This is a genomic window from Halolamina litorea, assembly GCF_026616205.1.
Lineage (GTDB): Archaea > Halobacteriota > Halobacteria > Halobacteriales > Haloferacaceae > Halolamina > Halolamina litorea.
Genome location: NZ_JANHGR010000002.1, coordinates 527257 through 547661, shown reverse-complemented (window position 1 = coordinate 547661; position 20405 = coordinate 527257). Strand labels below are relative to the sequence as shown.

Genomic DNA, 20405 nt, shown 5'->3' with positions numbered 1-20405 from the left:
TATCCGTATCGACCGAGAGATCGAAGCATGTGGAGACTGGGCGATGACGGGGCGGAGCCGGAGTGGCGTGTCACCGAGACGCCGTTCGACGTGCCGCTGTTCGGGGTCGTACAGACCGTCGAGGGTCCGTACGCGGTCGGGGCCGGGGGGCATCTGGTCGCTGATCGGGGGGACGGATGGGAGGTCGTCTTCGACGACGGCCCGTCGACGCGGGACAACCAACTGCGTGCGGTCGACGCCACCGACGACGGCGAACGCGTCTGGATGCTCGGCTCGTCGGGGGCGATGGCCTGCTACGACGTGGAGGAGCGAAAGAAGTTCGACTACTCCTACCCCAACGAGATGACCTCGACGTGGGAAGGGATCGCTGTCTCGGGGGACCGCGGCGCCGAGAAGGCGCTGGCCGCGAACGGTTCGGGAGCGGTGCTCCCGTTCACCATCGACGGCTTCGACGTGGACTGGGGGCAGTTGGCGAAGCCGGCGGGGAAGGGGTCGAAGATGGCCGCGCTCGCGGCCACTCCCGACGGCGTCGGCTTCGGCGTCGACACTTCCGGCAACGCGTTCAAGACGACCGCCACGGAGGGCTGGGTCGACATCGGCATCGTCAACGCGCAGGTGAAGTTCTACGACATCTACGCCGGGGCGAACCAGGAGGTGTACGTGGCCGCCGGCGACGGCCGGCTCTACCGCTACGACGACTCCTACAACAACTGGACGCCCATCGGCGTCACCGACGGCACGTCCCTGCAGGCGCTCGACGTCTACCGTGACGAGGACGGCACCCGGGAGATGGTGGCACTGGGCGCAGACGGAAGCATCTTCCAGCGAACCGGGACGGAGCGCTGGGAGGAGGTCCCGTCACCGACCAGATCGGGGCTGACCGACCTCACCCTCGGCGATCCGGACGTGGGTGTTGGCAAAAGCGGCGTCGTCATCGAACGCCCGCGGGGCAGTCGGCCCACCGCCGGATCGTCGGCCGACGGCGACCAGTTCGACGGCCGCGGCGAGAACTTCGACGACGACGCCACCGGCAGCGGGGACGACCCGGAGGCGACGACCACCGACGACGGTATCGGGAGCTGGAACGACGTGTCCGGGGGGACGGCCGCAGCGGCGACGGCCGCGGCGGCGTCGAGTACCGCCGACGACGAGGACGCCGGGAGCGCGACAGCCGACGGCCGGTCGAGCGTCGAGGTGAGCAACGACGCAGAAACTGCCGACTCGGGGAGCGAAGAAACGGATGCCGGGGTCGGTGCCGACGCCGGTGCGGAGGCCGATGCCGACACGGAATCCGACGCTGGCGCTGACGCCGATACAGATGCGGAGTCGTGGACGGACCCGGAAACGAAGGAGAACGTGCTCGTCGCCATCGCCGAGCGGACCGACCTCGAAGCCGTCGACGTGGCCGAGGCCGCCGAGCAGGGCTCGGAGATCGTCGAGGCCGTGTTGATGGAGATCGCCGAGGACGTTGGGATCGACCCGGAACGGGTCCGTGAGGCGCTGAACGAGACGGTTTAGAGCAGGCCGTCCTCGTCGGCCAGCGTCAGCCCCTGTAGGGTGGCCTCGTTGGTCGGCCGCGAGCGGACCGTCGGGATGGCCTCGTCGACGGGCACCGAGCGGGGCGTGAGGAACTCGTTGTCGTCGAGGTCCTGTTCGGTCGGTTCGAGGCCCTCGGCGAACACGTAGGCGCGCTTGTGTCTGAGCAGCCCCGTGGCGACCCAGACCTCCTGCATGAGCGAGAGCGACGACGCGTGGAACCCGGTCTCCTCCTCCAGTTCTCGCTGGGCTGCAGCAGTGAACGACTCCCCCGCCTCGACGACGCCGGCGGGGAGTTCGAGCTGTTCGTGGCGGATCGTCGGTCGATACTGCTCGACGAACAGTACCTGATCGTCGGTGACGGCGGTGACCACCACCGCCGTCGGGAGCTCAGCCCAGTAGTAGCGCTTCCGGCTACCGTCCGGCTGTTCGACCAGGTCGTAGCCGCCGACGAACCAGCCCGTCTCGTACTCGGGGACGCTCTCGATGACGGGCCAGTCGGGGTGCGGGACCGGCAGCGATTCGTGTCGGCGGCCGTCCTCGGGCGGGTAGTCGCTCACGGCGCTACTCGGTCGTGACGCCGGCGTCGTCTTTCAGCATCGGGCGGTAGATCCGGCCGAACGCCTGTCGCCGGAGGGTGGCGACGGCGGCGTCGGGTTCGGACTGGAACGTCGCCGCGACGACGGTTTCGGTGGCCGGCGACGCGTGCCAGACGACGTTATCGACGTTCTCGGCGCCGGTTTCGTGGACCTCGTAGTCGGGGTGGGATTCGACCCACTCCTCGTAGGTCTCGCGGTCGGCGACGGTGACGACCAGCATAGAGGCAAAGAGGGCGTCGCGGGCGGTCTCGACGACCTCGCCGGTGACGCGTTGGTCGTACTCCTCACGGTCGAACTCCATGGCCTTGGCCGTCTCTCGGACGACGGTCTGTGCTGCCGGGCCGACAGCCTCGAAGGAGTCGGCCGCCTCGGTCCGGGTTTCGGGGGCGAAGACGCCTTCCGTTCGCATGGTTCGACCTCCGAGCGAAGCGGCTTACCGCTGGCGGTGCCGGCCAGTCAGGCGTCCTCTTCCTCGGGCGCGGACCCTTCCGGGCGGCCGTCCTCGCCGGCTGCTCGCGTCGGCGAGCCGTCGTCCTCACCGGCTGCTCGCGTCGGTGAGCCGTCGTCCTCACCGGCGGCGTTCTCTCGCCGTTTGCGGGTCATCTCGCGGGCCTCGGCGACGGCGGCTTCGGCGGCCTCGTCGATGAAGCCGGAGTCGGGGACCTCGGCGGGGTCGGCCAACTCCTCGGTCGGGTGGCTCCCGTCGGCGTGGCTGTGGTCGTGGGCGTGGTCGTGGCTGTCGGTCGTTTCGGTGGGGATGTCGGCGCGGGCGTCGGTGGCCTCGTCGTAGTCGACTTCCTCGGCGTCGTCGACGATCTCCGCGGCGAGTTCTGGTGGGGTGTGTTCGCTCCACTCGGCGACGTGGTCGTCGAGCCACGCTTCGTGGTCCTCGCCGTGGAGCATCGCCGTCATCGCGAGGTGGTTCGCCAGGTGCTCGTCGTCGTGCTGGGGCGCGCCACAGACCGGACAGCTGTATCCCATACCGGGGAGTCGGCCCGAAGGGGCAAAACAGATGTGTTCACTACCGCTCGACGGGGGCACCGGGCGTTTCGACGCTTGCACCAGACCGCCTAACCGAACAGCACGCCAACGACGGGTATGGATCGACGGACGTTCATCAGATCGACCGGCGCCGCCGCCGCCATCGGTGCAACGGCTGGCTGTCTCGACACCGTCGGGCTGGGGGGCAACTCCGACGTGACGCTGCGCGAGCCCGACCGCCCGTTCGAGAGCGAGGACGTTCCCTACCCCGCGTGGGGCCAGCAGGTCGCCGACGTGACGCTTCCCGCACCGCTCGCCGGTGGCTCACTGGCGCTTCAGGACCCCGGAAAGCCGACCCTGCTCACGTTTTTCTACTCCCACTGTCAGACCGTCTGTCCCGTCCTCATCAGCACGCTCCGGAACGTCCAGGCCCACGCCCAGTCGAACGACTACGCCGGCGAGGTAGCGTTCGCGCCGGTGACGTTCGACCCCGCCCGAGACACCGCTGACCGACTGGAGAGCTACGGCGAGAAGATGAACGTCACCACCGCCGAGGACGGCTGGCAGTTCCTCCGCCCGGAGTCCGAATCGCGGGCGAAGACGGTCGTCCAGGAAGCGTTCGGCGTCGACTTCCGGCGCACCGAGCCCGAGGACATGGAGATGTACATGTTCGCCCACACCTCGCTGACGCTGCTCGTCAACGCCGACGGCTACGTCGAACGGGCGTACCAGACCTCCTCCCCCAACCAGCAGACGATCATCGAGGACCTGACCACGCTGCGAGAGGCATGAACCGACGGCGGGCACTCGCCGGCGTCGGCGTCGACATCTGGCGCTCCGTCGGCGGGTACACCGGGCGCATCAAGCAGGCTGCGGGTGTGGTGATGATCGTCGCCGGCCTCGCTCAACGCTATCTCGCCGCCGACCTGCTCGGCGTGCTCTAACCCCGCCAGTCGGCCACGTCCAACACCATGACGTACGCGTCCTCGCCGTCGTCGTAGTAGCCGGGGACCCGTCGAACGCGCTCGAACCCCACGTCGTCGTATAGCGACTGGGCGATATCGTTGCTCTCCCGCACTTCGAGTTTGACGACACTCGCGCCGGCGACGGCCATCGAGAGCAACACGCGCCGCAACAGCGCCCGGCCGATACCGCGACCCTGTGCCGTCGGGTGGACGGCGATGTCCTTCAGGTGGCCGAGGTCCCGCCCCGCGCTCGTCGTCACGTCGGCGATGGCGTATCCGACTACGGCGCCGTCCTCGGTCGCCACCAGAAAGCCGGGCTTGCCGAGGAACTGCTCGAACGACGCGAATGGCCACGGCTGGGGGAACACCGCTTTCTCGATGCGGAACACCGCGAGCAGGTCCGCTTGCCCCGCCTCGCGGATGGTGAGGTCCTCCGCATCCGACGCGTGGGGGCTGGAAGTCACGTACGCCTGATAGGGTCTTTGCGGGCATAAGCGGCGTGGCCATACAGGACGAACCGACGGGCCGGGACGGGGCCGACTGTCGGTACGTCCCCGGAGGGCGGCTGGGTGGCGACGGCGCTATCGGGAGCGGAGAAGCGAAGAGAGACGGTCACCGGCCGTAATCAGGGTCGTCCGATCACGGCGGGCGGTGTCGCCACCGTCACGGCGACGGGAACGGGGCGACCGCCCGGCGGCGGTCGCCGCTCACCGGTCTGTCGTTCAGTCGTCGGCGGGCGCTGCGCCGCTGCTCTCGTCGTACTGCTGGCGGGTCCAGGAGAGCTTCCCACCGGCCGCGAGGATCTCGCGCTCGCGCTCGGAGGCGTCGAGGTGGGCGGTCCCCTCCCACTCGTCGTTGACGCGGAAGGTGAACTCGGTCGCGCCCGAGCGGACACCCTCGCCCACGTCGTCGACGATCTGGACGTCGTCGCCCTGCTCGATCTTCTCGTAGTCGTCCTCGTCGATCGTCAGCGGGACGAGGCCGAAGTTGAACAGGTTTGCCTTGTGGATGCGGGCAAAGCTCTGTGCGAGCACACCCTCGATCCCGAGGTACATCGGACAGAGGGCCGCGTGTTCACGCGAGGAGCCCTGTCCGTAGTTCTCGCCGGCGACGAGGAAGCCGCCATCGGCGTCCAGCGCGCGCTGGGCGAACGTGTCGTCGACCCGCGAGAGTGTGAACTCCGAGAGCTTGGGCACGTTCGAACGGAACTTCAGGATGTCCGACGTCGCCGGGATGATGTGGTCGGTCGTGATGTTGTCGTCCATCCGGAGGAGGACCTCACCCTTGAGGTTCGACTGAAGGGGGTCCTTCAGCGGCACGTCGCCGATGTTGGGGCCCTTGACGAGTTCGTCGTCGACGGCCTCGTCGGGGGCGATGAGGTCGGCGTCCTCGCGGTCGTAGCCGGTCCCCATCTCGAAGCCGGGGTCCTCGAGGTCGCCGAGTTCGTCGGCGAGGTCACGCGGGTCGATGATCTCGCCCTTGATCGCCGCGGCGGTGGCGACCTCCGGCGAGCAGAGGAAGACGGAGTCGTCCTCGATGCCCGAGCGGCCCTCGAAGTTGCGGTTGAAGGTACGCAGCGAGACGGTGTCGCTGCCGGGGACGTGGCCGATGCCGATACAGGCACCACAGGTCGCCTCGGAGAAGTTCACGCCGGCGGCCATCAGTTCGGCCGTCCAGCCCTCACGGGCCAGCATCTCGGAGGCCTGCTTGGAGGCGGGCGCGATGATCATCTCGGTCTTCTTGTTGACCTCGCGGCCCTCGAGCATCTTCGCGGCGGGGAGGATGTCCTCGTAGGCGCCGTTGGTACAGGAGCCGATCATGACCTGCTCGACGGACTGGCCCGCGGCCTCGCGGACCGGCACGACGTTGTCGGGCATCGACGGCTCGGCGATGAGGGGCTCGATCTCCGAGAGGTCGACGACGATCTCGTCGGCGTACTCGGCGTCCTCGTCGGGCTGGAGCTCGACGTAGTCCTCGGGGCGGTCGACCTCCTCGAGCCACTCCTTCGTGCGCTCGTCGGTGCCGAAGATGGAGGAGGTGGCGCCGAGTTCGGTCCCCATGTTGGTGATGGTGGTCCGCTCCGGCACCGAGAGGGTCTCCACGCCGGGGCCGGTGTACTCGAACACCTTGCCGACGCCGCCCTTGACGCTCAGGCGTCGCAGCAGTTCGAGGATCACGTCCTTCGCGGAAGCCCACTCGCCGAGTTCACCCTCGAGTCGGATGTTGACGACCTCGGGCATGTCGACGTAGTAGGCGCCGCCGCCCATGGCGACGGTGATGTCGAGGCCACCCGCGCCGATCGCGAGCTGGCCCAGCCCACCGGGCGTGGGCGTGTGGGAGTCCGAGCCGAGCAGCGTCTTGCCGGGCGCGGCGAAGTTCTCCTTGTGGACGTTGTGACAGATACCGTTGCCGGGCCGAGAGAAGTGCGCGCCGTAGGTACCGGCCGCCGAGCGGAGGAAACGGTGGTCGTCGGTGTTCTTGAAGTCGAACTGGTAGGTCTGGTGGTCGCAGTACTGCGCGGCGAGTTCGGTCTGGACCTCGTCGAGGCCGAGCGCCTCGAACTGCAGCCACACCATCGTCCCGGTGGTGTCCTGGGTCAGCACCTGATCGATCTCGATCCCGATCTCCTCGCCGGGGGTCAGCTCGCCCTCGACGAGGTGATCGTCAAGGACTTTCTCCGTGATTGTCTTTCCCATATCGTCCCCAGATGGGCTCGGAGCGGTGATAAATCCGGCGAGAGTCGGATCAGTCGGCGAGAGTGTCGGGGACGGGACGGAGACGCCCTCACGCGCCTCCGGCAGGGTTATGGCGACGACTCCACACCCCCCAGTATGTTCCGCTCCGGAGCCAGCGTCGCCGACGACATCGACGGCGCCGACGACGACGCGGTCCAGCCGAACGGCGTCGACCTCACCGTCGCCGCGGTGTTCGAACAGACCTCCCCCGGCTACGTCGGGCGCGACGACAAGTCGGTCGGCGACCGCTCGGAGGTCGACCCCCACGGCGGCGACCCGCCGGTCTACCGGCTCGAACCGGGCGATTACGTGGTCCGCTACGGCGAGCGACTCGCGGTGCCGGAGGACAGCGTCGGCTTCGTCCTCCCGCGCTCGACGCTCCTTCGGAACTCGTGTACCCTGAACACCGCGGTCTGGGACGCCGGCTACGAGGGCCGCGGCGAGGGGCTGTTGCAGGTGGGCCACGAGATCGAGATCGAGCAGGGCGCCCGGATCGGCCAGTTCGTCGTCGCCGACGCCGACCACGAGGGGACCTACGACGGGGCGTATCAAGGGGAGAACTGAGGGCTTGGAGGTGGGCTGAGAGGGAGTTGAACGGGGCCAGACGTGCTCGCTTACGCTGCGCGCGACTGGCAGCGTTCAGTCCCTCCCACGGCGACCGGCACACCTCGCTGTCGCTCGGTGGCCTATACGGGCTGAGAGGGACTTGAACCCCCGACCGTCTGGTTAAAAGCCAGACGCTCTCCCAAACTGAGCTATCAGCCCTCACCGGAACCCAGGAAGAGCACCGGGTAAGCGTTTACGGTTCCCGTGGAGCTAAACCGTGTGCCACCGACGCCCCGGTATGGATATGCGCGACCTCACCGAGCGGCTAATCGAGTTCGAGACCGTCGGTGGCGACGAAGCCGAGGCGGCAGCGTGGACCCGCGAGCGCCTCGACGAACTCGGGTTCGAGACCTACGAGTGGGAGGCCGACGCCGAGGAACTCGCGGCCCACCACTCCTTCCCCGACGACCCCGCGCTGATCGACACCGACGGCCGGCCGAGCGTCGCCGGCGTGCTGGAGTTCGGCGACCCCGACGCGGGGCCGACGCTCGTCCTCAACGGCCACCTCGACGTGGTGCCCGCCGACGAGGACACGTGGTCGTCGCCGCCGTTCGAGCCGACGTGGGGTGAGAACGACGAGGGCGGGGAGACCCTGACCGCCCGCGGCGCCGTCGACATGAAGGCCCCCGTCGCCGCCTGCGTGTTCGCCGCGCTGGACGTGGCCGAGCGGGTCGAGGAGGCCGACCTGAACGGCCGCCTCGTCGTCGAAGCCGTCGCCGGCGAGGAGGAGGGGGGTATCGGCGCCGCCGCCGCGGCGCTGTCGAACCCATACCCCTTCGAGCGCGACGCCGCCATCGTCGCCGAGCCGACCGAACTCACCGCCGTCACGGCCGTCGAGGGGACCGTGATGAAGCGCCTCGAGATACCGGGCCGGGCGGCTCACGCGGCCACGCGCTGGCGCGGCGAGGACCCGCTCCCGCGCTTCGAGCGCATCCGTGCGGCCTTTTCGGAGCTCGAAGCCGAGCGTGGCGAGACCGTCACCCACCCCCTGTACGAGGAGTACCCCGTCCCGTGGCCCATCGTCATCGGCATCGTCGAGGCCGGCAACTGGGCCTCCTCGGTCGCGAGTTCGCTGACCGCCGAGATGCGCTTCGGCGTCGCCCCCGGCGAGACCGTCGACGAAGTGGAGGCACAGTACGAGGCGGCCCTCCAAGCGGTCGTCGACGACGACGAGTGGCTCTCCGAGCACCCGCCGACGTTCGAACGGTTCAGCATCCAGTTCGACTCTGCCGAGATCGACGCCGACGAACCGATCGTTCGGACCCTACAGGCGGCGATGGCGGAGACCGGACTCCCAGAGACGGAGCCACGGGGCGCGACCTACGGCGCCGACTCCCGGCACTACGTCGCCGCCGGCATCCCGACGGTCGTGTTCGGCCCCGGAACGATCGAACAGGCCCACTTCCCCGACGAGACCATCGACTGGGCGGACGTGGAGCAGGCCCGGGAAACGATCGGCGAAACCGCAGTGCAGTTCCTTCAGTCGTAGCGTTCCGCGAGCGCCTCGGCGACGACCTCACCCGGCGTCGTGTTGCGCATCGACGCTTCCCGTCGCAGTTCGCGGTACGTTTCCGGCGGCAACGAGAGTTCGAGGTCGCCGAGTTCAACCCCCACCGATCGGAGCGCCTCGCGGGCCGGTTCCCCGTCGTTGACCCGGCTGGCGAGCGCACGTATCTCCCTGACCGTGAGGTCGTGGTCGAGCAGCGCCCACGCCAGATCGAGCCGCGCGGCGCCGTCGACGCGGGCGAGGTGTTTCGCCGCCGAGGGGGCGATCTCCCCGCGAGCGACGTGCCGGCGCACCGACTGCGGGAGGTCGTGGACCCGCGCCCACGTTCGGATGAACGACACCGAAACGCCGCCGGCGCGCTCGGCGGCCTCGCGGTAGGAGCCGACGCCGCGGACGAGTGCCGCACACGCCGCCGCGCCGCGGAGCATGTCGAGGTAGTCGTCCGGGCTCTCGCCGGCCGCGAACGCTTCGAGCACGTCGGCGGCCCGAGCGACGCTCTCGGGGTCGTCGGGGTCGAAGTCGATGGCTTCGTCGGCGCGCTCGCCGGTGACTTCGGGGTCCGCACGAACGACCGGTTCCCCGACCCGCGAGCGCCGGTCCGTCGAGGCGACTCGCTCGTCGCCGTCGTCGTCCGCGGCGGGGTCGGTAGGTGGCATCAGTCCCCGGTTCGACGCCGGCGGGGAAAAGCCTCCCGCGCCGGGGACTGACGGCTCGCCTCAGTGGTGGTGGTGCTCGTGGCCGCCGTCGCCGCCCCGCGAGAACTGCCCCGAGAACGCCCGCTGGACGACCTCCGGCAGCGCCGGGTGGACGTGGATCGACTCCCGGATGTCCCGCACGGTGCCGCTGCCGGCGGTCATCGCCGTCACCACCTCCTGAATCAGCGTCGAGGCGTCGGGCCCGACGATGTGACAGCCGAGTATCTCCCCCTCCAAGTCGACGATGACCTTGACGAACCCGTCGGCGTGCATCGCCTTCCCCCGGGCGGTGTCGTCGTAGCGGTAGGTGTTCGTCGCGTAGTCGGCGCCCTCCGCCCGGAGCTCCTCCTCGGTCGCGCCGACGCCGGCGACCTCCGGCGAGCCGAACACCGCGAACGGCATCGCGCTGTAGTCGACCGGCTCCGGCTCCTCGCCGAACATGTTCCGCATCACCGCGCGTGCTTCGTGGTTCGCGCTGTGTTTCAACAGGTACTCGCCGACGATGTCGCCGAGCGCCCAGACGCCCTCGGCGTCGGTCCGGAGGTACTCGTCGGTCTCGACGAACCCCGCCTCGTCGGTTTCGACGCCGGTGTTCTCCAGGTCGAGCGTGTCGGTGTTGGGGACCCTACCGGCGGCGAGGAGGAGTTCGTCGGCCGTGACGCTGAGTGCCTCCCCGCCCTCGATGATCCCGGCTCCGTCGCCGCCGTCGTCGCCGTAGCTGTAGGGGAGTGCCTCGACAGTGACCTCGCCGTTCTCCGCCGTAACCTCGGTGGCCGCATAGCCCGTCTGGACCGCGAACCGCTCGCCGTAGGTCTCGGTGAACGCCGCGGCGACCTCCTCGTCAGCCTCTGGGAGGAGGTTCGGCCGCCGGCCGATGATGGTCACGTCGCTGCCGAACGTACCGAAGAAGTGGCCGAGTTCGGCGGCGATGTAGCCGCCGCCGACGATCACCAGCCGATCCGGCGGGTCCGCCAACTGGAGCGCGTCGGTGCTCGTGAGGAAGTCAACGTCCTCGATGCCGTCGATGGGTGGAACCGCCGGCCGGGTGCCCGCGGCGATCAGTACCGTCTCCGCGCGGGCCCGGGCGCCGTCGTCCGCGCCGCCGTGGATCTCGACGGTGTGGTCGTCGACGAACCGCCCCTCACCCTCGTAGAGGCGGTGCTGGTGCGAAGCGCGGAGCCCCCGCCGGATCGACTCGGCCGACTCGGACACGTCGGCGTTGACCTCGCTGACTATCTCTGCGAACTCCACCCCTCCGACCTCGGCGTCGATGTGGAACTCCCCGGCGCGCTCGACCGTCTCGTAGACGTCGGCGTGGTAGAGCAACTGTTTCGAGGGGATACAGCCGCGGTTGAGGCAGGTCCCGCCGAGCGGTCCCTTCTCGACGACGGCGACGGACTCACCCCGGTTCACGGCGACGTTGGCCACGTCGAGGCCCGACCCGGAGCCGATGACCAGGAAGTCGAACTCGTCCATGCCCGTCGGTAGGGGCGCCCGGGTAATCAAACGCCAGTTACCACGGGCTCACTGGGGGAGTTACGTGGCCGGGCGCCGATGGCGAGCGTATGTCCGATCCGTTCGTCGTCGTCGGTGGTGACGCCGCGGGGCTGAGCGCGGCCAGCAAATGCAAGCGCGAGGCGCCCGACCGCGAGGTGATCGTCTTCGAGAAGGGGCGCTGGATCTCCTTTGCCCACTGCGGCATGCCCTACTACGTGAAAGGCGAAGTCGAGTCGCTCGGGGACCTCCTCTCGCTCTCGCCGGGAGACGTCGCCGACCGGGGGATCGACCTCCGCCGGAGCCACGAAGTCGTCGCCGTCGACGCCGACGCGGGGACCGTCACCGTCGAGAGCGACGGGGAACGCGTCGAGCAGCCCTACGGCGACCTGCTCGTGGCGACGGGTGCCCACGCGATCGACGACTCCGTCGACGGCGCCGACCGCGATGGCGTCTTCACGATCCACAGCATGGACGCCGCCGCGGCGCTCCGGGCGTTCCTGACCCCGCCGGGCGAGGAACCGGACGATTTCGGCGATCTCCCCGTCGATCACGAACGGGTCGCCGCGTACGCCGACCGCGAGCCGCCGGCGTCGGCAGCAATCGTCGGCGGCGGCTACGTCGGCGTCGAGATGGCCGAGGCCCTCGGCGCACGCGGCCTCGACGTACACCTGTTCCAGCGCTCCGAGTTCCCGCTGCCGACGTTCGGCGAAGCCGTCGGCGAACACGTCGCCGAGACGCTCCGGGACCACGGGGTCACGCTCCACCTGAACAGCGAAGTCGAGCGACTCGACGGGGGTGACAGCGTCGAGGCCGTCGTCACCGATAGCGAGCGAGTGCCCGTGGACGCTGCCGTCGTCGGGGTCGGGGTCGAACCCAACACCGAACTGCTCGACGGGAGCGGGGTCGAACTCGGCGCGTCGGGCGCTGTCGCCGTCGACGAGTACGGCCGAACCAACCGCGAGGGGGTCTACGCGGCGGGCGACTGTGCGGAGGACCGCCACGCCGTGACCGGCGACCCCGACTGGGTGCCGCTGGGGCTGACCGCGAACCGCGCCGGCCGAGCCATCGGACGGACCGTCGCCGGGACGCCGACGCCGGTCGGCGACATCGCGGGCACCGCGGTGGTGAAAGCGTTCGAGGCAGAGTGTGGCCGGACCGGGATCATCGATCACGAACGGGCCCGCGAGGCCGGCTTCGATCCGGTCAGCGAGACGATCACCGCCGGGTCCCGCTCGGGCTACTACCCCGGTGGCGCCGACACGACGGTGACGCTGACCGCCGACCGGGGGACGGGCCGACTGCTCGGGGGCGCCATCGTCGGCGAGGACCGCGCCGCGATCCGTATCGACACGCTGGCGACGGCGCTCGAGGGCGACGCGACGGTCGCGGAACTCGAACGGCTGGATCTGGCGTACGCGCCGCCGTTCAGCCCGGTCTGGGACCCGGTGCTCGTCGCGGCGAAGGTGCTGAACGGGTCGATAGAGGGCTGATCAGGCCAGCGAGGCGTCCGGGTCCTCGGCCTCGGTGATGTGCCGTTCCCCCCAGTCGCGCATGGCGACGATGACCGGTTCGAGGGACTCGCCGTGGTCGGTCAGGGAGTACTCCGTTCGGACGGGCTTCTCGTTCACGATCTCGCGGTTGACGAGCAGTTTCTCCTCCAGATCGCCGAGCACGTCCGAGAGCACCTTGCTCGAGATGCCGTCGACGCTCTCTTCGAGTTCGCTGAAGCCGCTCGGACCCTGCCGTAGCAGCCGCTGGATCACCACCGGGTGCCACTTCTTGCCGACCAGCGACGCCGTCGCCGTCACCGGACACCACTCCTCGCCCGCACACCAGACCTGCAGTTTCTCCCCGCGGTCGTCGCTCATGCTCGCCCCTGCGGCGCGAGGGGTTTAGGGTTACTGCTCGTAACCGGGTTACGTCAAGGAACCGTTCCCGGGGGAATTACGTCTCCCCGACGACACGTCCGGGTATGGACGAGGCCCAACAGCGGGCGCTCGCGGCGTGGGCGGTCGTGGTCGTCCCGTTCGTGGTGCTGTCGGCGTTCCTCCGGAGCCGCGGCGCACTCGGGTGGGAGTTCGCCGCCGCCTACGCGGTCGGGCCGCTCTCGCTGTGGTTGCTCGGCGTGCTTCCGGTCCCGGGACGCTCCCTCGGCGCGTAGTCAGACCTCGACGGTCGCGCCCAGTTCGGGCGCCGCGGCGTCGTAGCCGTCGTCGCGGAGCTCCGCCGCGAAGTCGCCACAGCGGTCGCCGTGGTTCACGAGCACCGTCGCGTCGTCGTAGCCCTCGAGGAAGCGCCGCAGGCCGTCGTGGTCGGCGTGAGCCGAGAAGTCGTACTGCTCGACCTGCGCGCTGACGGGCGTCACGCGGCCGTCGATCTCGGCCCGACCCGTCTCCAGTAGCTCCCGGCCCGGGGTGCCCTCGACCTGGTAGCCGGTCATGGCGATCTTGTTCACCGGATTGGCCCGGATCTCGGGGATGTACGTCATCGCCGGGCCGCCCGAGAGCATCCCGCTGGTGGTGATGATCGCGGCCTTCTGGTCGGCGATCCGTTTGCGCTGGCCGTCCCGCCCCGTCACGAACCGGGCGTGGGACTTCGCCCGGCGCAGCGCGTCGGCGTCGCGGACGAACTCGGGGTGGCGGCGCAGCATCTCGGTCACGTCCGTCCCCATCCCGTCGACGTAGCAGGGGATGTCGTGGGCCTCGCAGATCATGAGCATCTCTTGGGTTCGGCCGATGGCGAACGCGGGGACGACGACGGTGCCGCCCTCCCACAGGGTCGTCTTCACGCTCTGGGCGAACCGGTGTTCGACTGTCGCGCGGGGTTCGTGGTCGACGTCGGAGTAGGTGCTCTCACAGATCACCGCGTCGGCCTCTGGCCGCGCCGTCGACCCGGGAACGAGGCGCTGACCGGCCGGCGGCCGGCCGGCGTCGAAGCCCGCGGGCGGGTCCGCGGCGGACTGCTCGTCGAGGTGGAAGTCGGCGGTGTAGAGGAGGCGTGTCTCCCCATCGTCGACGAGGACGTGCGCGCTGCCGGGGATGTGGCCGGCGTTGTAGAAGGTCACCTCGTAGCCCGCCGCGTCGAACGTCTCGCGGTAGCCGTGGGTCCGTGAGACCTCGGTGACGCGTTTCACGTCGTTCTCGGTGAACGGGCAGTGTGGGGAGTGACCGTGGAGTTTGAGCGTGTCCCGGGCGAGCGTGAGCGCCAGCTCCCGGGTCGGCGGCGTCCAGTGGATCGGCGGCCGGTTCGACCCCGAGAGGAGGGCGGGGATCGTTCCGACGTGGTCGAGGTGGCCGTGGGAGACGACGACCGCGTCGGGGTCGGGCGCCCCGACGGGGTACTGGGGCGGCTCGGCGGTCAGCAGGCCGAAGTCGAGCAGCAGGGAGTCGTCGACGAGGACGGCGCTGCGGCCGACCTCGCCGGCGCCGCCGAGGAAGCGTAGCTGCATTCGTCCGCCTTCGGCGGTCCCGGGGTTTCCCTCCGTCGGTTCGCCCTCACCAGACGCTCGGGCTGTACTCGAACTCGTAGCCGGCGACGCGGTCGGCTGGCAGTCCGAGCGCCTCGAACATCTCGCGGAACACGGCGCGGTACTCCGACTCGGGCATCTCCTCGCCGGCCGGGAGTCGTACCTGTAGCCGGAAGCCGCCGGCGCGGTCGAGTTTGATCTCGTAGCGGTGGCCCGAGTCCCGGGTACCGATCTGTGCGCTCGGGACGACGACCGCGAACGAGCCGAATTCGGCGCCGTCGGCGGCGTACGTGAGGGTGATCCAGCCGTCGCCCTGTGTCTCGGAGGTCGTCGTCGCCGCCGCCCGTGCCTCGAACGCCGTGGTGACGGCCTCGAAGTCCGGCGTCCCCTCGACGCTCACGGAGACGTAGTTCTCCTCGGCCCTGGAGGCGACCTCCTTCGCGTCGGCGACGAACGCCGCGGCGTCGCCGTCGGGGAACAGCAGCGCGAACTGCTCGCGGAGCCAGTCGTCGGGCGGGAGGTTCGTCGGGCGGAACGGCTGCTCGAAGCCCAGTTCCTCGTCGAAGATCACCAGCCGCGGCGCCTCGCTGCCGGTGAAGTCCGCCTCGACGAACCGCGTCTCGGAGTAACGGAACTGCGTCAGGACGACCCGGGCGTCGTCGCCGAAGCGGCTGGTCAACGCGGGCGCGTCGGCGGGCAGGCCGATCCGGAGCCGCGCGTTGACGTAGAACGGTGCCTCGACCGTGTAGCCCGCCGACCGGGCGCGGTCGAGGGTCCCGGCGTAGTCGAGGCCGTCGACGCTGTCGCCGACCGTACTGTAGCTGGCGAAGTTCGTGCCGGGCGTCGAACACCCCGCGAGGCCGAGTACGGTGCCGGCGGCGACACCGGCGAGAAACCGCCGTCGTGAGGGCTGCCGATCCGCGATCATGTAGCCAAAACGTTCGTCCGAGTGAACATATCCCTTCCGGGGGCGGGGAGCGCCGAAACGACTATCGCCCTGCTGGCACACGTCGGGGCATGTTCAGCAACTGGTACGACGGGTGGCGCGAGGGGGCCGCCGCGGGCGTGGCGCTGGCCTGGGGGGCCTGACGTGCGTCGGTCCCGGGCGGTGGCGCTGGCGTTCGCCGTGCTGGCGGCTGTCGCGCTCGCCCCGCTGCCGGGGCTCTCCCGCCCGGGGTCGTTCGCGCTCGCCACGGCGGCGTTCGCCGCGGTGCTGTGGATCACCGAGGGGGTGCCGCTGCCGGCGACGGCGCTCTGTGTGCCGGTCCTGCTCACGGCGTTCGGGGTGGTCCCCACGATGGCCGAGGCGCTCGCGGGCTTCGCCGACCCGGTGATCTTCCTGTTGCTCGCGGGCTTTGCCCTCGCGGCGGCGCTGCAGAAACACGGGCTGGACCGGCGTATCGCCTTCCACCTGATCGCACGGCTCGGCACCTCGCCCCGACGGCTCGTGCTGGCCGTGATGACGGCGACGGCGACGCTCTCGATGATCGTCTCGAACTCGGCGACGACGGCGATGATGATCCCTGTCGCCCTCGGCGTCGCCGGCGCGATGGGGAACGGGGCGACGGACCGTGTGGCGGCGAGCGACGCGGCGACGGGGAAGCCGGGGACGGAGGACGTCGCGACCGACGGCGGCGTGCAGTCGAACATCGAGACCGCGCTGTTGCTCGGAACCGCGTACGCCGCCAGTATCGGCGGGATGGGGACGCTGATCGGGACGCCGACTAACGCCATCGTCGTCTCGCTGATCGAGAGCGAGGTCGGGGTCCGTGTCGGCTTCGTCGACTGGCTGGCCATCGGGCTGCCGCTGGTGGCGATATCGCTCCCGGCGGCGTGGCTGCTGCTGGTTCGCCTCTACCCGCCCGAGGTGGGCGACGCCGGCGCCGCACGGGCACACGCCCGGCGCGAACTCGCGGCCGCTGGGTCGGTCTCACCGGCCGGTCGCCGGACGCTGGCTATCGCCGGCACCACGGCGAGCCTGTGGGTGCTCGGCGGCCTCGACTTCCTGTTCGAGGGTGTGCTCCCGCCGGGGTGGTACGCGACGCTCTTTGGCGGCGCCGGGAGCGTCGTCGGCGCGACCCATCAGGGGCTATTGTTCTACGTGCTGGTCGGCCTCGCCGCCGTGCCCGCGCTGCTGTACTGGGACTGCATCGAGTGGGACGACGTGGAGGGTATCGACTGGGGGACGCTGTTGTTGCTCGGCGGCGGCCTCGCCCTCGCGGACGGGCTGGCGGCGACTGACGCGACCGAGTGGCTCGCCGCCGGCGTCTTCGGCGGCCTCGCGGGAGCGCCGGTGGTCGCCGTGGTGCTCACGCTCGTCACCGTCACGGTGCTGCTCAGCGAACTCGCCTCGAACACGGCGGTCGTGGCGGTGTTCGCCCCCGTCCTGCTCGGCGTCGGGCCGCGCTACGCCGGCGCCCTCGGGACGACGCCGGACCTCGCCGCGGTCTTTCTCGCGGTCACGGTGGGGGTCGCCGCCAGTCTCGGGTTCGCGCTCCCGGTGGCGACGCCGCCCAACGCCATCGCGTTCGGCACGGGCGCGCTCGGGCGCCGGGAGATGCTCCGGGCGGGGAGTCGCCTCGACCTGCTGATGATCGGCATCTCGACGGCGATGCTGCTCGGGTCGTTCGCGCTCCTCTGGCCGGTCGTGTTCTGACGGGGAGACGGCGCCTCAGTGGGCCGTCCAGCCGCCGTCGACGGGGACGTTGACGCCGGTGATGTAGGAGGCGTCCTCGGAGGCGAGGAAGGCGACGATACCCGCGATTTCCTCGGGCTGAGCCACCCGCCCCATGGGCGTCTGGCCGCGCACGAACTCGTAGAACTGCTCCTGATCGAGGTACTCGTCGGTCATCGGCGTCTCGACGAAGCCGGGACAGACGCTGTTGACCCGGACGCCGTCGCCGGCGTAGTCCACCGCGAGGCTCCGGGTGAGGTTCACGACCCCGCCCTTGGCCGCGGCGTAGGCCGACGCCGCCGGCGCACCGACCAGCCCGTAGATCGAAGCGACGTTGATGATCGAACCGTCGCTCTGTTTGAGGAACGGCATCGCCGCCCGGGAGCCGTACATCACCCCCGAGAGGTTCACCGAGAGCACGCGGTGCCAGTCCTCGACGGTCAGGTCCTCGATAGTCCCGACGGCGCCGATGCCGGCGTTGTTGACGATGGTGTCCAGCCGACCGTGCTCGGCGACGACGGCGTCGACCAGCGCCTCCACCTGGTCGTACTCGGAGACGTCACACCGGTGGAACGTACAGTCGAGTTCCTCGGCGGCCGCCTCGCCGGTCTCGACGGTTCGGCCGGCGATGACCACGTTCGCGCCGGCGTCGACGAACCGCGCGGCGATGGCCTTCCCGATCCCGGTCGTCCCGCCAGTCACGATGACAGTCTTGTTAGAGAGCATACCTGTCCGACGGTTTCGCCCCGGACAGCAAATAGCTGCCGGGGGTCGTGGCCGGCCGGGAGCGGGTGCTCACTCCTCGAGGTAGCGAAACCGCGGTCGGTTGGTGGCAACCTCGACGGTCGCGAGAGGCTCGCCGTCGAGGGTGATGGTCAGCGAGTCCGCCCCGGTCGGGAGCGCGACCGTCGCGTCGACGGTGGTTCGGGGTCGGCAGTCGGCGGGGACCTCGCGGTCGGTCTCCGACGGCGTCGTGGCGAGTGCGAGCGTCCACGCGCCGTCGTCGCCCTCGCGCAGCGTCGACCGCACGTCGACGCCGGGGCTGTCGTGGGTGAACGAGTAGTTCGCGAGGTAGACGCTCCGGTGGTCGGAGTCCGGCGTCGTGGCGACCCACGCTCGCGGCTCGTCGCCGGCACAGCCGGTCACGGTGCTGACGCCGTGGGAGGGGACGGTCGTACCCCCGACCGGACTGCCGGCGCCAGCGGTCAGGGTGCCGAGTAGGACGCCGAGCAGGACGCCGACGGCGAGGCCGACGACGAGGCCGATTCCGACGAGGAGGAAACTGCGGAGCCGTTCGTCCATAGCCCACACACGCTCGCCGACACGATAAACGTGTGACACGCGGCGGTCCCGGGGCCGCCGCTCACCCGCCGCGGCCCGCCGACGCTCAGGTTCCGGAGCCGGGGTAGCGCCGCACCACGAACTGTTCGTAGCCGCCGTAGGCGAAGGAGAGCACGCCCATCCACCAGTTCCAGCGCTCGGCCGGCGACCCCTCGCCGGCGTCGTCGAGCTCGTCGAGGATGAGCGACACCGTCAGCGTCCGGCCGCTGTCACGCCGGTACTCCCCGGCGTCGGCCAGGTCGACGGCCTGTCGGGCGACGGTGCGGCGCTCCTGTGGCGTGCCGCCGAAGCGTGCGAGCGCCTCGGCCAACGTCGGCTGGTCGAAGTCGGCCTCGCCGACCGTTGGGTCCTCAGCCATCCTCCCACCACCGGTCCCGCCGGTCCTCTGGGCTGGCGTTGCGGAACGGCTCCGGGCGTTCGGCGGGCTCCTCGGCGCCGAACAGGTACGCCAGCCAGTTCCCGACGTGCCAGCCGACGGCGTCGGCGGGCACGCCGTCGAGGGTGATCACCGCACGGTGGTACTGCTCGACCGTGTCGTCGCCGTCGGGGTCGGGGCCGCGGACGGTGAAACAGGAGGCCGCGGTACCGCCGCAGTCGCCCCGACGGACGACGATATCGGCCGCTGAGCGGTTGTCGGTGGTGGTGAGGCTCAGGTTCGCCGGCACGCCGTCGGGGCCGCGCTCGTAGTAGTCGAGTGCGTGGCCGACCTGCCGCCGGTCGGTGTCGCCGTCGACGGCGAGGAACACCGAGAGCGAGCGGTCGGGCCAGGGGAACGCCCGCTCGGTGGCGTCGGGTCGCGGGACGGTTTCGAGAGTTGCGTTGGCCCGCATCACCTCCCGCGGCGCCTCGCCGTGTTCGATGCCGAGCAGGTGGCCGAGTTCGTGGCGGACGACGTGTTCGGTCGAGGCGTTCGAGAGACCGGCCTCGACGGTCACCGTCTCGGGGCGGTCGATATCGCCGGACTCGTGGATCAGCGGCGCACAGCCGGCGGCGTGGCTCACGTCGTCACACGCGGTGACGTTCCCCACGAACTGGACGACCGCATCAGGCTCGGCGGCGTCCGGATCGACGGCGAAGTCGGCGTCGTAGCCCGCGAACAGGTCGCCGTGGTCCGACCAGAACGCCGCCGCGGCGCGGACGTGGGCGGCCGCTTCGCGGTCGGCGAGCGGGCCGGCGTCGACAGCCACGGTGAGGGTCGACTCGTTCCACGGGTTCGGCCGCGGTTCAGCGGTCGAGACGGGTGTCTCCGGGCCGTCTTGGGTCACGACAGGTGTTCCCTCGTCAAGCGTCGTGTCGCCGGGGACTGGGGCGACACAGCCCGCGGTCACGACGAGGAGGGCGAACGCGAGAGCGGGCCGGACACTCATCCGTATTGGGGAGGGGATGGCGGACAGGAAAGGCGTTCCGGCCAGTCGGCCGACGCCGGGCGGCTAACGCAGTCGCTCGGGGGGTGGGCGGCCGAGAGGAGTAAGCCCCCTTCTGTTTCGACCCGGCATTCCGCTGAGCACCCGCGCCCTGCCGTTGCCGGCTGTCCGGACTACCTTCGGGCACGGGCTTGCACCGGCGAGGGTTCGCCGTTCCATCCGTTCCCGTCCGTCGATCCTCGTCGGGTTAGCTCCCTCCCCTTACGGGTCGGTTCGCGCGAGTCATCGGTCGGGACGGGGGGTCTCGTTTCTGTTCCAGAGCCAGCCGTCTCCGACTCCGGGCTTGCGCCCGGTCGCCCGTCCGGACGGTGGGGGGACTTTCCTCACGCCCCTTGCTTGCGGGCCGGGGCGCGGGAACCGGGCTCTCTCTGCCGATTAC

22 protein-coding genes, 1 tRNA gene and 1 other RNA gene are annotated in these 20405 nt (G+C 70.3%); 8 read left to right on the top strand and 16 right to left on the bottom strand.

What is annotated here, in order from left to right:
* Nucleotides 1–27 precede the first annotated feature (27 nt).
* Nucleotides 28–1518: a beta propeller repeat protein gene (locus tag NO998_RS13790; RefSeq protein ID WP_267647850.1), complete on the top strand. Its 1491-nt coding sequence runs from the start codon at nucleotides 28–30 to the stop codon at nucleotides 1516–1518.
* Here NO998_RS13790 and NO998_RS13785 read toward each other — a convergent pair.
* Genes NO998_RS13785 through NO998_RS13775 form a run of 3 tightly spaced genes read right to left on the bottom strand, consistent with a single transcriptional unit; the run spans nucleotide 1515 to nucleotide 3116 of the window.
* Complete coding sequence (locus NO998_RS13785; RefSeq protein WP_267647848.1) at nucleotides 1515–2096, bottom strand: NUDIX hydrolase; 582 nt, start codon at nucleotides 2094–2096, stop codon at nucleotides 1515–1517. The two genes, NO998_RS13790 and NO998_RS13785, sit on opposite strands and share 4 nt — an antisense overlap.
* 4 nt (nucleotides 2097–2100) lie before the next feature.
* Nucleotides 2101–2544 (bottom strand): DUF5809 family protein, encoded by a 444-nt coding sequence (locus tag NO998_RS13780; protein WP_267647847.1) that lies wholly within the window; start codon nucleotides 2542–2544, stop codon nucleotides 2101–2103.
* A gap of 47 nt (nucleotides 2545–2591) precedes the next feature.
* Entirely contained in the window at nucleotides 2592–3116 is a 525-nt protein-coding gene (locus NO998_RS13775) for a DUF5810 domain-containing protein (RefSeq protein ID WP_267647846.1), read from the bottom strand.
* A 117-nt stretch (nucleotides 3117–3233) separates the two neighbouring features.
* On the opposite strand from NO998_RS13775, the gene NO998_RS13770 reads away from it, so the two are divergent.
* A complete protein-coding gene (locus tag NO998_RS13770; protein ID WP_267647844.1) occupies nucleotides 3234–3908 on the top strand; it encodes an SCO family protein in 675 nt (224 codons plus the stop codon).
* Nucleotides 3905–4060: a hypothetical protein gene (locus tag NO998_RS13765; RefSeq protein WP_267647842.1), complete on the top strand. Its 156-nt coding sequence runs from the start codon at nucleotides 3905–3907 to the stop codon at nucleotides 4058–4060. The genes NO998_RS13770 and NO998_RS13765 overlap by 4 nt, the downstream gene beginning before the upstream one ends.
* Here the strand turns inward: NO998_RS13765 and rimI are convergent.
* Together rimI and NO998_RS13755 are read right to left on the bottom strand one after the other, a co-directional pair.
* Nucleotides 4057–4545, bottom strand: a complete 489-nt coding sequence (gene rimI, locus NO998_RS13760) for a ribosomal protein S18-alanine N-acetyltransferase (RefSeq protein ID WP_267647840.1) — start codon at nucleotides 4543–4545, stop codon at nucleotides 4057–4059. The two genes, NO998_RS13765 and rimI, sit on opposite strands and share 4 nt — an antisense overlap.
* 258 nt (nucleotides 4546–4803) lie before the next feature.
* A complete protein-coding gene (locus tag NO998_RS13755) occupies nucleotides 4804–6777 on the bottom strand; it encodes an aconitate hydratase (protein WP_267647839.1) in 1974 nt (657 codons plus the stop codon).
* A 135-nt stretch (nucleotides 6778–6912) separates the two neighbouring features.
* Here NO998_RS13755 and NO998_RS13750 point away from each other — a divergent pair, with 135 nt between their 5' ends.
* The gene (locus NO998_RS13750) at nucleotides 6913–7380 is read left to right on the top strand and encodes a deoxyuridine 5'-triphosphate nucleotidohydrolase (protein ID WP_267647837.1); all 468 of its coding nucleotides are present in this window, start codon (nucleotides 6913–6915) and stop codon (nucleotides 7378–7380) included.
* 127 nt (nucleotides 7381–7507) lie between these two features.
* Here the strand turns inward: NO998_RS13750 and NO998_RS13745 are convergent.
* Nucleotides 7508–7581, bottom strand: a tRNA-Lys gene (locus NO998_RS13745).
* A 79-nt stretch (nucleotides 7582–7660) separates the two neighbouring features.
* Between NO998_RS13745 and NO998_RS13740 the strand changes: the two genes are divergently transcribed.
* Nucleotides 7661–8911 (top strand): M20/M25/M40 family metallo-hydrolase, encoded by a 1251-nt coding sequence (locus NO998_RS13740; protein WP_267647836.1) that lies wholly within the window; start codon nucleotides 7661–7663, stop codon nucleotides 8909–8911.
* Here NO998_RS13740 and NO998_RS13735 read toward each other — a convergent pair.
* Both NO998_RS13735 and NO998_RS13730 read right to left on the bottom strand, forming a co-directional pair.
* Nucleotides 8902–9585, bottom strand: coding sequence for a DUF7119 family protein (locus NO998_RS13735; RefSeq protein ID WP_267647835.1), 684 nt, complete (start codon nucleotides 9583–9585; stop codon nucleotides 8902–8904). The two genes, NO998_RS13740 and NO998_RS13735, sit on opposite strands and share 10 nt — an antisense overlap.
* A 60-nt stretch (nucleotides 9586–9645) precedes the next feature.
* Nucleotides 9646–11100 carry a dihydrolipoyl dehydrogenase gene (locus tag NO998_RS13730; protein ID WP_267647834.1) on the bottom strand — a complete coding sequence of 485 codons (1455 nt, stop codon included), beginning with the start codon at nucleotides 11098–11100 and terminating at the stop codon, nucleotides 9646–9648.
* A gap of 89 nt (nucleotides 11101–11189) precedes the next feature.
* Between NO998_RS13730 and NO998_RS13725 the strand changes: the two genes are divergently transcribed.
* Nucleotides 11190–12611 carry an FAD-dependent oxidoreductase gene (locus tag NO998_RS13725; protein WP_267647833.1) on the top strand — a complete coding sequence of 474 codons (1422 nt, stop codon included), beginning with the start codon at nucleotides 11190–11192 and terminating at the stop codon, nucleotides 12609–12611.
* Here NO998_RS13725 and NO998_RS13720 read toward each other — a convergent pair whose 3' ends face one another.
* Nucleotides 12612–12989, bottom strand: coding sequence for a winged helix-turn-helix transcriptional regulator (locus NO998_RS13720; protein WP_267647828.1), 378 nt, complete (start codon nucleotides 12987–12989; stop codon nucleotides 12612–12614).
* Between the two features lie 104 nt (nucleotides 12990–13093).
* Between NO998_RS13720 and NO998_RS13715 the strand changes: the two genes are divergently transcribed.
* Nucleotides 13094–13282, top strand: a complete 189-nt coding sequence (locus NO998_RS13715; RefSeq protein WP_267647826.1) for a hypothetical protein — start codon at nucleotides 13094–13096, stop codon at nucleotides 13280–13282.
* Here the strand turns inward: NO998_RS13715 and NO998_RS13710 are convergent, their stop codons facing one another.
* Together NO998_RS13710 and NO998_RS13705 are read right to left on the bottom strand one after the other, a co-directional pair.
* A complete protein-coding gene (locus NO998_RS13710; protein WP_267647825.1) occupies nucleotides 13283–14569 on the bottom strand; it encodes an MBL fold metallo-hydrolase in 1287 nt (428 codons plus the stop codon).
* 46 nt (nucleotides 14570–14615) lie between these two features.
* Nucleotides 14616–15515 (bottom strand): twin-arginine translocation signal domain-containing protein, encoded by a 900-nt coding sequence (locus NO998_RS13705; RefSeq protein WP_267647824.1) that lies wholly within the window; start codon nucleotides 15513–15515, stop codon nucleotides 14616–14618.
* A gap of 162 nt (nucleotides 15516–15677) precedes the next feature.
* On the opposite strand from NO998_RS13705, the gene NO998_RS13700 reads away from it, so the two are divergent.
* Nucleotides 15678–17243, top strand: a complete 1566-nt coding sequence (locus NO998_RS13700) for an SLC13 family permease (protein WP_267647823.1) — start codon at nucleotides 15678–15680, stop codon at nucleotides 17241–17243.
* A gap of 15 nt (nucleotides 17244–17258) precedes the next feature.
* On the opposite strand, the gene budC is transcribed toward NO998_RS13700, so the two are convergent.
* The 5 genes from budC to rnpB form a co-directional block, all read right to left on the bottom strand.
* The gene (gene budC, locus NO998_RS13695; RefSeq protein ID WP_267647822.1) at nucleotides 17259–17987 is read right to left on the bottom strand and encodes a meso-2,3-butanediol dehydrogenase; all 729 of its coding nucleotides are present in this window, start codon (nucleotides 17985–17987) and stop codon (nucleotides 17259–17261) included.
* A gap of 69 nt (nucleotides 17988–18056) precedes the next feature.
* Nucleotides 18057–18563, bottom strand: a complete 507-nt coding sequence (locus NO998_RS13690; protein WP_267647821.1) for a hypothetical protein — start codon at nucleotides 18561–18563, stop codon at nucleotides 18057–18059.
* Nucleotides 18564–18648: 85 nt separating this feature from the next.
* A complete protein-coding gene (locus NO998_RS13685; RefSeq protein WP_267647820.1) occupies nucleotides 18649–18960 on the bottom strand; it encodes a WNWW family protein in 312 nt (103 codons plus the stop codon).
* A complete protein-coding gene (locus tag NO998_RS13680; protein WP_267647819.1) occupies nucleotides 18953–19969 on the bottom strand; it encodes a matrixin family metalloprotease in 1017 nt (338 codons plus the stop codon). The genes NO998_RS13685 and NO998_RS13680 overlap by 8 nt, the downstream gene beginning before the upstream one ends.
* A gap of 89 nt (nucleotides 19970–20058) precedes the next feature.
* Nucleotides 20059–20399, bottom strand: an RNA gene (gene rnpB, locus NO998_RS13675) — RNase P RNA component.
* Between the last annotated feature and the right edge of the window lie 6 nt (nucleotides 20400–20405).

What these genes read in the sequence shown, in the direction of transcription:
- NO998_RS13730 (WP_267647834.1), bottom strand. Translation starts at nt 11,100, where the DNA reads ATGGACGAGTTCGACTTCCTGGTCATCGGCTCCGGGTCGGGCCTCGAC.
- NO998_RS13725 (WP_267647833.1), top strand. Translation starts at nt 11,190, where the DNA reads ATGTCCGATCCGTTCGTCGTCGTCGGTGGTGACGCCGCGGGGCTGAGC.
- NO998_RS13775 (WP_267647846.1), bottom strand. Translation starts at nt 3,116, where the DNA reads ATGGGATACAGCTGTCCGGTCTGTGGCGCGCCCCAGCACGACGACGAG.
- NO998_RS13680 (WP_267647819.1), bottom strand. Translation starts at nt 19,969, where the DNA reads ATGAGTGTCCGGCCCGCTCTCGCGTTCGCCCTCCTCGTCGTGACCGCG.
- NO998_RS13715 (WP_267647826.1), top strand. Translation starts at nt 13,094, where the DNA reads ATGGACGAGGCCCAACAGCGGGCGCTCGCGGCGTGGGCGGTCGTGGTC.
- NO998_RS13790 (WP_267647850.1), top strand. Translation starts at nt 28, where the DNA reads ATGTGGAGACTGGGCGATGACGGGGCGGAGCCGGAGTGGCGTGTCACC.
- NO998_RS13690 (WP_267647821.1), bottom strand. Translation starts at nt 18,563, where the DNA reads ATGGACGAACGGCTCCGCAGTTTCCTCCTCGTCGGAATCGGCCTCGTC.
- NO998_RS13720 (WP_267647828.1), bottom strand. Translation starts at nt 12,989, where the DNA reads ATGAGCGACGACCGCGGGGAGAAACTGCAGGTCTGGTGTGCGGGCGAG.
- NO998_RS13705 (WP_267647824.1), bottom strand. Translation starts at nt 15,515, where the DNA reads ATGATCGCGGATCGGCAGCCCTCACGACGGCGGTTTCTCGCCGGTGTC.
- budC (WP_267647822.1), bottom strand. Translation starts at nt 17,987, where the DNA reads ATGCTCTCTAACAAGACTGTCATCGTGACTGGCGGGACGACCGGGATC.
- NO998_RS13740 (WP_267647836.1), top strand. Translation starts at nt 7,661, where the DNA reads ATGGATATGCGCGACCTCACCGAGCGGCTAATCGAGTTCGAGACCGTC.
- NO998_RS13735 (WP_267647835.1), bottom strand. Translation starts at nt 9,585, where the DNA reads ATGCCACCTACCGACCCCGCCGCGGACGACGACGGCGACGAGCGAGTC.
- NO998_RS13780 (WP_267647847.1), bottom strand. Translation starts at nt 2,544, where the DNA reads ATGCGAACGGAAGGCGTCTTCGCCCCCGAAACCCGGACCGAGGCGGCC.
- NO998_RS13710 (WP_267647825.1), bottom strand. Translation starts at nt 14,569, where the DNA reads ATGCAGCTACGCTTCCTCGGCGGCGCCGGCGAGGTCGGCCGCAGCGCC.
- NO998_RS13685 (WP_267647820.1), bottom strand. Translation starts at nt 18,960, where the DNA reads ATGGCTGAGGACCCAACGGTCGGCGAGGCCGACTTCGACCAGCCGACG.
- NO998_RS13750 (WP_267647837.1), top strand. Translation starts at nt 6,913, where the DNA reads ATGTTCCGCTCCGGAGCCAGCGTCGCCGACGACATCGACGGCGCCGAC.
- NO998_RS13770 (WP_267647844.1), top strand. Translation starts at nt 3,234, where the DNA reads ATGGATCGACGGACGTTCATCAGATCGACCGGCGCCGCCGCCGCCATC.
- NO998_RS13765 (WP_267647842.1), top strand. Translation starts at nt 3,905, where the DNA reads ATGAACCGACGGCGGGCACTCGCCGGCGTCGGCGTCGACATCTGGCGC.
- NO998_RS13755 (WP_267647839.1), bottom strand. Translation starts at nt 6,777, where the DNA reads ATGGGAAAGACAATCACGGAGAAAGTCCTTGACGATCACCTCGTCGAG.